This is a genomic window from Aliiruegeria lutimaris (assembly GCF_900099935.1).
In the GTDB taxonomy this organism is placed as follows: domain Bacteria; phylum Pseudomonadota; class Alphaproteobacteria; order Rhodobacterales; family Rhodobacteraceae; genus Tropicimonas; species Tropicimonas lutimaris.
Map to the genome: position 1 here is coordinate 1 of NZ_FNEK01000104.1, position 12,699 is coordinate 12,699.

At 60.2% G+C, this 12,699-nt stretch carries 11 protein-coding genes and 1 pseudogene; 6 read left to right on the forward strand and 6 right to left on the reverse strand.

Annotation, left to right across the window (positions count from 1 at the left end; genetic code table 11):
- Positions 1–264, reverse strand: a 264-nt coding sequence (locus BLR85_RS25815; protein ID WP_139188556.1) for a transposase, incomplete at its 3' end; no start/stop codon positions are given.
- Positions 265–545: 281 nt separating this feature from the next.
- Here BLR85_RS25815 and BLR85_RS25820 point away from each other — a divergent pair.
- Positions 546–2,408 carry an amidohydrolase gene (locus tag BLR85_RS25820; RefSeq protein WP_093164248.1) on the forward strand — a complete coding sequence of 621 codons (1,863 nt, stop codon included), beginning with the start codon at positions 546–548 and terminating at the stop codon, positions 2,406–2,408.
- Between the two features lie 292 nt (positions 2,409–2,700).
- Here BLR85_RS25820 and BLR85_RS25825 read toward each other — a convergent pair whose 3' ends face one another.
- Genes BLR85_RS25825 through BLR85_RS25835 form a run of 3 tightly spaced genes read right to left on the reverse strand, consistent with a single transcriptional unit; the run spans position 2,701 to position 4,987 of the window.
- On the reverse strand, positions 2,701–3,132 hold the full coding sequence (locus BLR85_RS25825; RefSeq protein ID WP_093164250.1) for a GFA family protein: 432 nt from the start codon (positions 3,130–3,132) through the stop codon (positions 2,701–2,703).
- 27 nt (positions 3,133–3,159) lie between these two features.
- Entirely contained in the window at positions 3,160–4,098 is a 939-nt protein-coding gene (locus BLR85_RS25830) for a carbon-nitrogen hydrolase family protein (RefSeq protein ID WP_093164252.1), read from the reverse strand.
- A gap of 31 nt (positions 4,099–4,129) precedes the next feature.
- Positions 4,130–4,987, reverse strand: coding sequence for a class I SAM-dependent methyltransferase (locus BLR85_RS25835; protein ID WP_093164254.1), 858 nt, complete (start codon positions 4,985–4,987; stop codon positions 4,130–4,132).
- 136 nt (positions 4,988–5,123) lie between these two features.
- Here BLR85_RS25835 and BLR85_RS25840 point away from each other — a divergent pair, with 136 nt between their 5' ends.
- Together BLR85_RS25840 and BLR85_RS25845 are read left to right on the forward strand one after the other, a co-directional pair.
- Complete coding sequence (locus BLR85_RS25840) at positions 5,124–8,072, forward strand: ATP-binding protein (RefSeq protein ID WP_093164256.1); 2,949 nt, start codon at positions 5,124–5,126, stop codon at positions 8,070–8,072.
- Positions 8,073–8,096: 24 nt separating this feature from the next.
- Complete coding sequence (locus BLR85_RS25845) at positions 8,097–8,345, forward strand: DUF4242 domain-containing protein (protein ID WP_093164258.1); 249 nt, start codon at positions 8,097–8,099, stop codon at positions 8,343–8,345.
- A 592-nt stretch (positions 8,346–8,937) separates the two neighbouring features.
- Here BLR85_RS25845 and hchA read toward each other — a convergent pair.
- Together hchA and BLR85_RS25855 are read right to left on the reverse strand one after the other, a co-directional pair.
- Entirely contained in the window at positions 8,938–9,792 is an 855-nt protein-coding gene (gene hchA, locus BLR85_RS25850; protein ID WP_093164260.1) for a glyoxalase III HchA, read from the reverse strand.
- 41 nt (positions 9,793–9,833) lie between these two features.
- Positions 9,834–10,757 (reverse strand): NADP-dependent oxidoreductase, encoded by a 924-nt coding sequence (locus BLR85_RS25855; protein WP_093164262.1) that lies wholly within the window; start codon positions 10,755–10,757, stop codon positions 9,834–9,836.
- A 116-nt stretch (positions 10,758–10,873) separates the two neighbouring features.
- Here BLR85_RS25855 and BLR85_RS25860 point away from each other — a divergent pair, with 116 nt between their 5' ends.
- From BLR85_RS25860 to BLR85_RS25870, 3 genes and pseudogenes are all read left to right on the forward strand, one after another.
- On the forward strand, positions 10,874–11,791 hold the full coding sequence (locus tag BLR85_RS25860; RefSeq protein WP_170844775.1) for a LysR family transcriptional regulator: 918 nt from the start codon (positions 10,874–10,876) through the stop codon (positions 11,789–11,791).
- A 474-nt stretch (positions 11,792–12,265) separates the two neighbouring features.
- Positions 12,266–12,460, forward strand: a complete 195-nt coding sequence (locus BLR85_RS25865; RefSeq protein ID WP_093164266.1) for a hypothetical protein — start codon at positions 12,266–12,268, stop codon at positions 12,458–12,460.
- Positions 12,457–12,699: pseudogene (locus BLR85_RS25870) on the forward strand (IS110 family transposase); the annotation flags it as partial. The gene BLR85_RS25865 and the pseudogene BLR85_RS25870, both read left to right, overlap by 4 nt.

Sequence of the window (12,699 nt, forward strand, 5' to 3'; positions counted from 1 at the left end):
GACCTCCGGAGCCGTCGCCTGGCGAGCCGTATCGCCAGCCAGCCGCCGCTTCCCGGCTTCAAGAAATTCCTTCGACCAGGCGTAGTACAGGCTCTCGGCGATCCCCTCACGGCGGCAAAGCGCGGCGATACTTTCCTCGCCACGAAGACCAGCCAGCACGATGCGGATCTTCTCTTCCGATGAGTAATGCTTGCGAGTCTTCCGCTTGATCCCCCTGACCAGCCTGTCAGCGGAATCCTTCGATGTTCCGGGTTTCTTGTTCATCTTCGCTCCTTATCAGCTTCGATGAACCAGAACCCTCCGTTGCTCAAACCCCTAAATCTCTCCGTCGGGTGCTGACGTCAGGCACCAACGACTGGAATGACGGGCGGACACCAGGATTTCGCTGCACTGCGCACCAATGTCCGATCAGCGGAACTCAGGGTCTTGGAGCGACCAACAGCAAAATGCTCAGATGCTGTCACAGGCAATGCAGGTTTGACGGGACTTCCGCAGCCAAGGATACTGGATGTGCGCGTTGAAACTCGTCGTTCTTTGGAGGAACCATGTCAGAGAGTGAAGTCTATGGCTGCCCATGCTGCAGCGGTACATTCAGCGGGCTTTTTGCCGTCAACAAGTCGGTGCGCCACCTGAAACAACAGGCCGAGAGTGGAAAAGGGTGGTCCTGCAACTGGGGAATAGACTGGATGTCCCTCAGTCGGCGGGACTTGCTGAAAACCGGCGCCGCAGCGGCAAGCCTCGCAGCGTTGATGCCGCAAGTGGGTCAGGCGCAGACCGCCTTGCAGGCGCAGATCACAACCGTCTTCACCAACGGGACTGTGCTGACCGTGGACGCGGCCTTTTCGGAAGCCGAGGCAATTGCCGTCCGCGGCAACCGCATTCTGGCCGTGGGAGCCGATGCAGAGGTCCGCGCCGCGGCCGGCGACGAGGCGATGATCGTCGATCTCGAAGGCAAGACCGTCCTTCCGGGTTTCATAGATGCACATACCCATGTCATTTCGGGTTCCGTTGTCGATGCCATCATGGACTACGTCGGCATGGCCCGGTTCTCGACGGCTGCCGAAGTGCTGGACCATATCGCATCGCGCGCGGCAGAGACACCCGCGGGCGAATGGCTTGTCTTCCGCAACTTCGACCCCGCCGTGCAGGAAGGCCCCGACGCCCTGACATTCGCCGAACTCGACCCGATCTCTACCGATCATCCGATCTTCGTGCTGAACGCCTCGGGCCACCTGGCCTACGCGAATTCCAGGGCTTTCGAAGTGTCGGGGATCACCAACGATGTCGAGGACCCGCCGGGTGGCGAGTTCGTTCGCGACGCGGGCGGCAACCTGACCGGCTACATGAAGAACAACGTGGCCTTCCTGCAGGTCGTCTCCAACTATCCGGCGATGATGGCGGCCGACCCCGTGGAGGGCTTGATCGGGTTGCTCGACAAGTGGGCTCCATTTGGATTGACAACGGTCTCGGAACTGAGCCTTGGCGCGCTCGCGCAGTCCCCGGCAGATGCACAGGTCATGGCGGCGGCGGCGCAATCCGGGCGTCTCAAGGCCCGTATCCGCGCCTATCCCTTCTACACGCTCGGAACAGAGGTCTGGGACGAAGCTGGCGTTGCCCAGAACGATGGGAACCCGCTTGCCCGCATCGCGGGTTACAAGCTGGTCGCCGATGGCTCTAACCAGGGTTTTACCGGGTTGCAGCGCGAGCCCTACCTGAACAGCGACAGCCGTGGCCTTGCCTACATGGAACCGGACGAGTTGACCGCAGTGGCGCTCGACCGGGCCGAGAAAGGTTGGCACCTCGCGATCCACGGCAATGGTGATGCTGCCATCGAAAATATCCTCGACACCTGCCAGGCATTGGCCGATGCGGGTATCGACATGTCCATGTTACGCCCGCGGATCGAGCATTGCTCGATCCTGCATGACGACCAGATCGAGCGAATGCGCGAATTTGGCGTGTCGGCGAGCTTCCTGATCGGGCATGTCCATTACTGGGGCATCGCGATGAGGGATGAAGTGTTCGGGGTGGAAAAAGCCCAGCTTCTGGACCGTTGCCGCAGCGTGGAGGAGGCCGGGGTTGGCTTCACCCTGCATTCAGATTTCATGGTGACCGATCCGAATCCGCTGCACATGATCGAAATGGCCGTGACGCGCCGGACATGGAAGGAACCGGACTTCGTGTTGGCGCCCGACGAACGCATTTCCGTCGAAGCCGCCATTCGCGCCATGACGTCAGAAGCGGCTTGGCAACTTTTCTCCGATCATGAGGTCGGCAGTCTCGAAACCGGCAAGTTCGCCGACATGGTCATTCTCGACAAGGACCCACGCCGCGTCGATCCGGACACAATCAAGGACATCAATGTCGTCGCGACCTGGATGGACGGGAAGCAGGTCTATCCGCTTTGAGCAACCGATGCGCGAACGCCCACAGGGCAACGAAACGGCCTCTTGGGTCGGGCAGGATGAAAGACGTCTGAATGCCGGCGACCAGTCATTAAATCCGGAGCCGCAGCCTCGTTCCTGCCACTCGCCACGACTGGCGCGAATGACGGGCGTGGGCGGAAGGCGGAAGTTCGCCGCGCTCTGAACGAATGTGCGATGTTACGAGTAACACCAGATGGTATCAGGCGGCCTACGGATCGACCGCGACCGCCCTTTGAAATGTCGGGACCACCTGCATTTACACGTGATCGCCTTCCTATTCCGGGAGTTGCTGGTCGGATCCTCCGAAATCACCGGGAAGGTCGGCGAATTTCGGCAATCCGTCCGGGATGGACAGCACTTTCTCCCCATAGTGTACGTGCAGTCCCGGCTCGAAATCGAGGTCGGGCAGCATGGCCGAAAAGATGTCCACCAGCCCCATGCCGGGATGGTCGGTCATCAGGTGACCGCCGCATCTGGTGCAGAACTTCCGGTGGCTGTTCTCGGTCTTGTGGTACTCGCCTACATGTTCCGCACCCTCGGTGATCGTCAGGCTGTCCGGGTTCCACAACGTAAAGCCGTTGACCGGGGCGGCCGACCAGCTGCGGCAGCTTTCGCAATGGCAATAGCCCATACCCTCCGGCCCTCCACTGACCTCGAATTTCACGCTGCCGCAGAAGCACTGCCCCTTGTAGGTTGAACGGTTCATAACGTGTCTCCTTTTCTGTCTGCTTGGTTATCCGGTGAAGGACACCGGCTGCATGGGCGCGCGGTTGACCGAAAGATTGAAAATATCCGGCCGCCCATAATGGCCGGCCACATCGAGCGACCGGCGTGCCGAGGCTGCCCGGGAGGCGTCGATCTCGGCATACAGAACTTCCTGTTTGCGGTGGAGCGGCCCCGCCACCGGGCCGCCGAAAGGTTCCATCACAACCGCGTCGCCATCGCAGACCCACCCGTCCTCGCCGAACAACTCGTCCCGGCTGGGGAAGTCATCGGGGATGTCGCTTTCGTTGAGCGCGGTGGCCAGCGAGACCACCCAGCAACCGCCTTCGCGGGCGATATGGCGCATCGAGGCCAGCCAGGCCTCGCCGCAATCCCAGGTGGGTGCGATGAGGATATCGAGGTTCTGCGCGTAGAGCGCAAAACGAGAGAGCGGCATGTAGTTTTCCCAGCAGAGCAGCGTGCCGATGCGCCCGACGGGCGTGTCGATCACCCTGAGCCCGCTGGCATCGCCATGCCCCCAGACCATGCGTTCAGGGTTGGTCGCCAGAAGCTTGCGGTGACGGTTCAGCAGGGTTCCATCCGGTCCGATGACGACGACGGTGTTGTAGAGCGTGCTTCCGCTGAACGCGCCATCCACCTCGCTCATGCCCATCACGACGGTGATGTTGTGCTTCGCGGCGGCGTCACACAGCGGCGCCAGGTCTCCCTTGCCGATGTCGACGGCGTTTTCGCGCAGGCGCCGGTGGATGGTACCGGTCAATGCCATGTCACCGCCCGGGCGCAGGCGCCAGATCCAAGTGGGATAGCCGGGCAGGAAGGCCTCGGGGAAGACGGCAAGCTCGGCACCGTTCGCGGCGACCTCTTCGATGCTGGCCACGGCGCGGGCCATGGATTTTTCAAGGTTCAGCAGGACGGGCGGGGTCTGGATGACGGCAATCTTGTTCGACATGGTTTTCTCCTGTTGCTGTTGTTCTGTGGGATCACTTCTGGCCGGCGACGACGATCAGTTCGCAGGGGCCAGAGAAGCCGGACCCGTTTTCGAAGGTCTGAAGCGCGGATTCGATCTCGTCCCAGACGTTGGATTGCTCTTCTGCCCCAAGGCCCTTCAGCATCTCGTGCAACGCACCGAAGCTCTCCCGCTCGAAGCGGACGCAATCGGCGGCACGGGGCAGATCCAGCGGCGCTGCGATCGTCCGTTCCCGGATGTTGGCGAAGCCTGCCTTCGCCAGCAATCCGGCCAGAACACCAGGCTGGCCGAGGCTGAACGGGCCGGGCTGGCCCTTGGCCGGCGGCGGCAATTGCGCGGCCTTGCGGATGATGCCCACGGGGATCGAGAAGAACCCGTTCCGTTCCGGCGTCGAATAGACGATGGCGGAAAACCAGCCTCCGGGCTTCAGGGTGCGATGGATGCCAGAAAGTGCCTTCACCTGGTCGGGGAAGTAGATCATTCCGACGCGCGAGACGACGGCGTCGAAACATTCCGGAGCTGTCGTCAGCTCTTCCCCGTCCATCACCCGAAAATCGATCTGGCCGTAGCCGTTCGAACGGGCATTGGCCGCGGCATGGTCGAGGATGTTCGACGAGATGTCGGTGGCCAGCACGTATCCGTCCGCGCCAACTCGATCGGCCACCTGCATGGACTGATCGCCCGCACCCGCCGCCACGTCCAGCACGCTGTCGCCGTCGCGGATCTCGGCGCTGTCGATCATGATCTCGGTCGCCGGGCCAAGCCACACGCGAAGGGTTCTCCCCCATTCGCTCCAGGCCTTGGCGGCGTTCTGCCACTGACGGGTCGTTGCGAGCTTGTAAGCGACGGGGTCAAATTGCATCGCGTTCATTGGGTTTCTCCTCGGAGCGGGGCCGAACGTTCGGCGATTTCGTTGTTGACGCACCAACACTCGCAGCGGATCGTTTGAACCAGCGTTTGAAAGGACGGGGAATTTGCCGATCGCGGAAAGAAGGAATCAAACGGTTGTGCTCAAGGCAGAGCTGTTCGGTCACTTGCGCGTTTCGGTAGACGGTCAGGTTATCGCGCTGCCGGCCTCGAAGAAGACCCGTGGTTTGCTCGGCTACCTGCTTTCAAGCGACCGTGCCCGGACGCGCTCCGAGTTATGCGATCTGCTCTGGGAGGATGCGGAAGACCCGCGCGCGGCGTTGCGCTGGAGCCTCAGCAAGCTGCGGACGGCGCTCGGTCCGGAGCGGCTTGTCGCGGATCGGAACATTGTGGACCTTCGCCGGGAGGCGTTGGAGACCGATCTCGCGTCTGTCGAGGTGGTGTCGAGCCAGATCGACGGTGCTCCCACGGAAGCGTTGATGCGGACACAGGCGCTGTTTCGGGGCGAGTTCCTGAACGGGCTGGACCTGTCGGAATGCTACAGTTTCCATGAATGGTGCCAGGCCGAGCGATCCCGTCTGGTGAGACTCCACGAGCAACTCCTGACAACGCTCCTCTCCAGAACCCGGAGCGATCCGAAACAGGCGCTGGAGTTCGCGCATAAACTGGTCGGGCTGAACCCTTTCGACGAGGCGGCCCATATCCGGGTGATCGAGCTGCAGTTTTCGCTCGGACGCGCCGCGGAAGCCAAGGCGCAGGCTACGCAATGCCGCAAGATCTTTCGGGCGGAGTTGGGACTCGAACCGTCGCCAGCGCTCGAACAGGCCTGCCGGGAGCCGGCCGACCCGATGCCCGACGCGCCCGGGCTTCGGGAAATCAACAGTTTTCCATCACCCCGAACCGTATCGTCCGGTTTTGTTGGGCGGCAGGAGGAACTGTCGCTGATCCGGGAGGCTCTGGACCGGATGCCCGCAGAGGTCATTCTGATCGTGGGCGCGCCGGGGATCGGCAAGTCGGCCCTCCTGTCAGAAGTCGGGCGGCATTTCGGAGACTTGCGCCTTTCCGCCCGCGCAGTCGAGGCCGAACGTCTGCGCCCGCTCGGGATCTGGCGCGACGCGCTACGCTCTCTGTCGGTTGATGGTGTCGATGCGGGCCTGAGAGACGCGTTGAAGGATCTGCTCGACGACCACGTTGGAAAAACCGCGTCCCGGAGCAAAGAGCAGCATTTCGAGCCCTTCCGGGCGTTCCTGTCCGCTCTCGCCACGACCGGTCCGGTTCTGGTGGCTCTGGATGACCTGCAATGGATGGAACCGTCCTCCTGCGCCTTGTTGAGCTATCTCGTCCGAAACCTGCAAACCGAGCCGGTCCGCTTCTGCCTCGCCGCCAGAGCGGGGGAGATTGACGATAACGAGGCGGTTCAGTCACTCCTGTCGAGCCTCGGAGAGCGGCTTCGGCGGCTGTCCCTGACCGGGCTTGCCACGGACGACGCCCTGACGCTTGCACGTACCCTGCAGCCGGAGGGCGAAGTTTCGGAGAGCGTGCGCATGGCGCAGGGAAACCCGCTCTACCTGAAGGTCCTGTCGCGGCGAGACGCTGCCCCCGAGACGTCGGCGTCACTGGATGATGCCTTGTCCAACCGTATCGAACGCCTGTCGCAACCGGCAATCAACCTGGCCTCATGGGCATCGGTTTTCGGGCGCAGCATCCCCATGGACAAGGCGGTCGAGGCGTCGGGTAGCGAGGTCTCGGAAGCGCTCGATCTGGTCGAAGAACTGGAGCGTCATGAGATGACGAGGTCGCTCGACGGGGGCACGTGCGAGTTCACCCACGATCTCATTCGCGACGCAACCTATGAGCGCCTCTCCATTACGAGGCGCAGGCTCATGCATGGCCGGATCGCCGATCTGCTTGCCCGCGACATGGAGACGGCCCCCGATCAGGCTGTGCAGGTTTTGCATCACGCCGCCATGTCCGACCGTCACGAACTCGCTGCGCGTGCGGCCGTTCTGGCCGGCGCGCACGCATTGCGCGCGCTGGCCAATGCGGAAGCCGCCGAGATCGCTCGCAAGGGGCTCTTTCATGCAGAAAAGCTCGGCCCCGGCCCGGCACGGATATCGCTCTTCATCCGGCTCTACCGGTGCCTGGTGCTGGCGCTTTCCGGGTTTTCGACCGGAAAGTTCCCGAAGCTGGTGGCCGATCTCGGCACGCAGGTATCGCTGGCCAGCCAGCATGCCATGGCGCCGGAGGTGGCAGAGGGCGAATACCTTCTGTCCGTCCTCTATCAGGAGTTGGGCGATCTCGAGGCGGCAAGCCAGGCAACAGCGCGCGCGGCCACCGCCGCCAGCCGTATGAAGGCCCGAAAACGGGTCCGGCAACTGGCCAATTCGGCCCGCTGCCTGCTCGAACTCGGCCGGGACATTCCGAGAGCCGAGGAACTCTGCCGGGATGCCCGGGCATTTGCCGATGCGGAAGGGATTTCCGATGTTGAGGTTTTCTGGAGCCAGGGACTGCTCGCCTATTGGCAGGGCGATCTCGCCAGTGCCGCCGAGAAGCTCGACAATGCCCTTACCCTCGCCCGCCAAAGCGAAGATCGCTGGCGGGAGTGCAAATGCCTGACATGGGCCGCGATGATCGCTCTGGAACGGGATCGTCCGGCAGCGGCGATTGAGTTTGCCGGCGATCTCTGGAGTCTCGCGGGCAAGGTCGGCGAAGGGGCGATGGCGCCGCTGGCGGAGACGATCCGGGCATTGGCGCGGGACGATTCCGATGCCCTGGAAACGGCCCTGGCATCTTTGGAGCGCGCGGATGACAAATCCCACCTGGCATATACCCTGAACCTCGCAGCGGAGAAGGCGGCCAGGAATGGCAGCAGGTGCATCGCCGCCGAGCTGGCGAAACGGGCCTATTCCTATGCCGATGCAATCGACAATGGCAACGAGCGGGCTCTTGCCCAGGCGCAGGCATATTTGTTCGGCGAGACGGTGGGCGACCCGGAGGCCCTTTGGGAATGGTCCAGAGATCCGTCTTCTCCGGCGTTCACGGCAAGGGTTCGGCGAGTTTTGTCCCGGGCTGCACGTCAAGACGAATAACAACAAAATGGAAAGGATCACGCCATGCCCAAGTTCATCGTAGAGCGCAATTTCGAGCCACCACTCAGCCAGGAGGACCTTTCTGCAACCGAGGAGCGGATGGCGCCCTGTCTCGACCTATACGATGTCCAGTGGATCCGGAGCTACTGGAGCGAGGACCGAAAGCGCATGATATGCGAGTACGAAGCGCGGGATTCCGAGTCGGTTCGGAATGTACAGCGGGAGGCCGGCGCGAAGTTCGAGCGCGTCTGGATGGCCGAACTGCTGGAATAGACATGCACATGGGATCTCATTGCTGATGCCTCCGTTCCTCCAATGCGCTTTGCGTCGCCGAACCGGACGTACAACTGGGGCCGCCCAAGCGTCTGCAGTGGGCCGTTCACGACGGTCGGAAACCATGCTGCGTGTGCGAGGTGCCGTGACCTGCCAACGGCAGGATTGCGCAGTTCGCTGCCGTCGGCCTCGTCGAAGGCGCACCGGCACTACTGCTGATGCCTGAAGGGCAAGTTTGCCGACCTTGCAGTCATTCTCGGCAGTGCCGCAAACCCCGTCGCGGTCGCCCGGAATCCAGCATGGCGATCATGGACCGGACTTTCGCCGCGCCTCACATAAAAAGCGAGACAGCGGACAGACCCGCCTTTTGCTCTTGCGGTTGTTGCTGACGCAGCATTGCTTCGCGTGCGCAGCAGTCTTTTCGCTGCGACGCAGCCCATTTTGTGAAAGCGGACGCTGAAACCCCATGCTAGTGAGCGATCTCAAACCGATCTTTCGCCGCGTCCAAGATTTTGGTCTGAGATGCGGACAAGCACACAGATGCTGCGAAACGATCAAACGGCAGGCAAGAGCCATTCGATCGCTGTTAAATTTAGCGGACCGTTTTCAGCAAAGTTTGCGCTGCTAGCCTGCCGAAATCGTTGGCGGCCTTTGGGCTTGCGCCTGTCACTAGGCGGCGGTCAACATGAACCGAGTTGTCGGCCTTTTTGTTGATGGTTTCCACGCCAAGCGCGTTCAGTTTCTCACCTACCCACCACGGCATCGGCCCAGGCAAGTAACCGATCATCGGCGTTTGCTTGTCAACGGCATCTGGGAACACAGTGATTTTATAGCCGTCGTACAGAAATCCGGCGTCACGTTTGGCTGCGAGGAGTGCTGCAGGACCGTGACAAAGCGCTAGGGTATGAAGGTTTGTATCGTGCGCCCAGTGGAGCACTTTTCCGACGTCGGCATTCTCTGGCAGCCCGAGCATTGCACCATGGCCGCCGGGGATGAAAACTGCGGCGTACTGGGTTGCCTCTTCCATGTCGTTTGCGACGAAATCTGCAAGGCTACCGGGGTTTGCAAAGGCCGCATCAAAATCGCGATATAGGTTTTGTATATCTGCGTCGTCCGCTGGCATTGCCCATGCCTCGATTGCGACCGGCGCGCCTGTCGGGGTGACGACATCAATCTCAAAGCCCGCGTTCATCAGATGCAGCATTGGTAAGCCCATCTCGACGGGGTGATTGCCGGTCGAGAATTTCTTGCCATTGGCCATCGTCATATTGCGTTCTTCGGTGCAGATCATCAGCACGCGATTCTTCGCCCCCGTGTAGGGTTTGGCATAGGCACCGCCGTCGTAGTCGGTCGTTGAGGATGTTCCCAATTTGATTGCCAAAGGGGACGGGCTGAACGCGCCGTCGGCTGTCGGTTTGGGTGCGATGCCCAGGAGTCTCTTGATCATTTCGGTTCTCATTCATTTAGAGAAGGAGGTGTCAGCCGCGTCTACTTGATCGAAACAACGATCTTTCCTTTGGCGCGTCCAGTCGCCAGCCGATCGAAAGCTTCGGCGGACTGCTCCATCGGATATGTACTGTCAATGACGGTCCTGACCGTTCCGTCGCTGAGCAGTTTGCCAAGCTCGGCTAGCATCTCCCCGTCAGGCCACATGAAGAACCATTCAAAGTTGACGCCATACTTGGCGGCCAAGCCATCGGTGTCCTGGTCTTTGACCGAAACGATCGTTCCGCCTTTCTTTAGCACTTTGAAAGAACGCTTGAGGATTTCACCGCCCATAGTGTCGAAAACCAGATCATAGTCTGACAGCTCATCTTCAAACGATTGTGTGGTGTAATCGATGACAAGATCCGCGCCGAGGTCTTTGACCAGATCCGCATTCTTACCGCTTGTCGTGGTGGCGACGAAGGCCCCGAAATGTTTAGCGATCTGGATCGCAAGCGTGCCAACTCCGCCAGAGCCTGCATGGATCAGGACTTTGTCACCCGTCTGGATGTTCCCTTTGGAAACCAACGCCTGCCAAGCAGTCAGACCAGCGAGTGGGACAGAGGCCGCCTGTTCATGGCTTATGTTTGCCGGTTTGATCGCCAGTTCGCTTTCCTGAAGGCGTGCGAGTTCAGCTATTGCGCCAGCATCTTCCTGATTTGGTCGAGCAAAGACCTCGTCGCCAATTTTGACGCCTTTCACGTCCTTGCCAACTTCGACAACTGTGCCCGAAACGTCATAACCCTTCACATGCGGAAAGCTCAGCTCAAGCATCTGCCGCAGGTAACCCGCACGCAGAATGTTGTCGATTGGATTCAGGCTGGCGGCATGTACTTGGATCAAGACACTACTGTCTTGCAGCAAGGGCTTTGCGACGTCAGCGATTTCAACTGGTCCGGCATAATCGTGATAGACTGCGGCTTTCATGGCGTGTCCTTTGGGTATCTATAATTGCTGAGATACACATAATGATACCTATCTACAGTGATAATAGTTCAATGTTGGCCATGACTAATGTCATTACGACAATAATAGGAGCTCACATGGATCGTCTTCGCGCACTGCGCTACTTCGCGAAATTGGCGCAAACTTTGAGTTTCAGTGAAGCGGCAGATCACTTCCGGGTGCCATCTTCCTCTGTGTCACGTCGCATCAAAGACCTCGAAGCCGACCTTGGTGCGGCCCTTTTTGTGCGCACCACGCGGTCTGTAAGCTTGACCGACTTGGGGAAGTTGTATTTGGGCGAAATTGCACCTGCGCTGCAGTCAATCGAAATAGCCGATGAGATGGTGCAAGCTCAGTCCGCTGCGCCAACTGGAACCGTGCGGATAACTGCAATGCCTGGGTATGCCGAGCTTTACGTTCTACCCGCCGTGCAGAAATTGAGAAGCCACTACCCGGACATAGAGTTCGATCTGAACATCACCGACCAGGTCCTTAGCCTTTCCAGCAATGAGGCCGACATCGCAATCCGCGCGGCTTCGGATTTACCGGATCATGTCATCGCACGCCGCTTGGGCGACCACACTTTCAAATTGGTCGCGTCACCCGACTACATCAATCGAAACGGGGCACCGCGCACGTCCGATGATCTAAGAGACAGCCCGGTTTTCATGTACCGCACCCCACGCGGCGTTCTGAATTGGCAGATGAAAAAGAATGGGAATTGGGAGGCCATAGACTTGGCACCGAAATACGTCAGCAATCATGGGCCATCGATTTTGGAAAGCGTTGTAAAAGGACAGGGCCTTGCCCTTCTCCCCTGCTGGGGGATCGCGGCCGAAATCGCAAACGGGCAGTTGCAAAAAATCGACCTCGAAGACGCGCGGCTTTCAACCAGTGGCGATGTCGAAATGGGGATGTATCTACTCTATCACCCACCAAAGTTCCGTCTGCAAAAAATTAAGGTAAGCGTGGATTCCCTTCTCGCGGACCTCACGAGCGAAGCGAATAATCCATAGAACGTCGATCTTTCAGGCATCAAGTGAACCGTGAGGGAAGCAGTCCTTTATGAACGGGGCAGCGAAGGCTCACTTTGTCCGCAACCTGTGATTTACCCCTGCCAACGTTGCTGCAGGCGAGACGAATGGCCGGTATTCTCGCCGGTCAGCAGCGATTGATCTTGGGCTTGTGCAGTGTTTCTCGTACAGCGTGTGCTCGCAGCGAGGAAACCGAACTCACGGGATGGGCACTTCGAGGCCAATCGCCGCGCTCACCACGAATGGCAGCTTTCGGGGATGGCGGAGATGCTGCACTGGCGAAGGGATCATGCGCCGTGACCGGCGGCAATGCGCAGTTACCGCCCCTCGCAGCCTAGGACCGGTGCTCCGTGGGTATCGGCAAGTATGGTGCGCTGGCCGCAAGGTCGGGAATGCCGACCGAGCGGTCATTCTCGGCAGTGCAGAAAGCCCCATCGCGGTCGTCTGGTATCCAGCATGGCAATCAAGGAGCGGACGTTCGCCGCGCCACACATCAAGGGCGACTCACCGGACTTTCCAGACCTTCAACCGAATGGCCCGAACGAGCGTGAACGGCACAAAGCGGATGAGGTGGATGGCTCCTGCTCCACCGGCATCGAACGTGCCAAAGTGCAGTTGTCATCGACTGCGAGGAAAGGAGCCATCCAATGACAGTAAAGACGGTGGGCCTGGATTTGGCCAAGGACGTTTTTCAGGTGCACTGCGTTTCGGCTACCGGGCGTAAGATCATCAACAAGAAAATCAAACGCGCGAAGCTGCTCGCCTTCTTCGAGACATTGCCACGCTGTGTGGTTGGAATGGAGGCTTGCGGTTCAGCCCATCACTGGGGTCGCGAACTGCGCAAGCTTGGCCATGATGTTCGGCTCATGCCGGCGGCCTATGTCAAACCT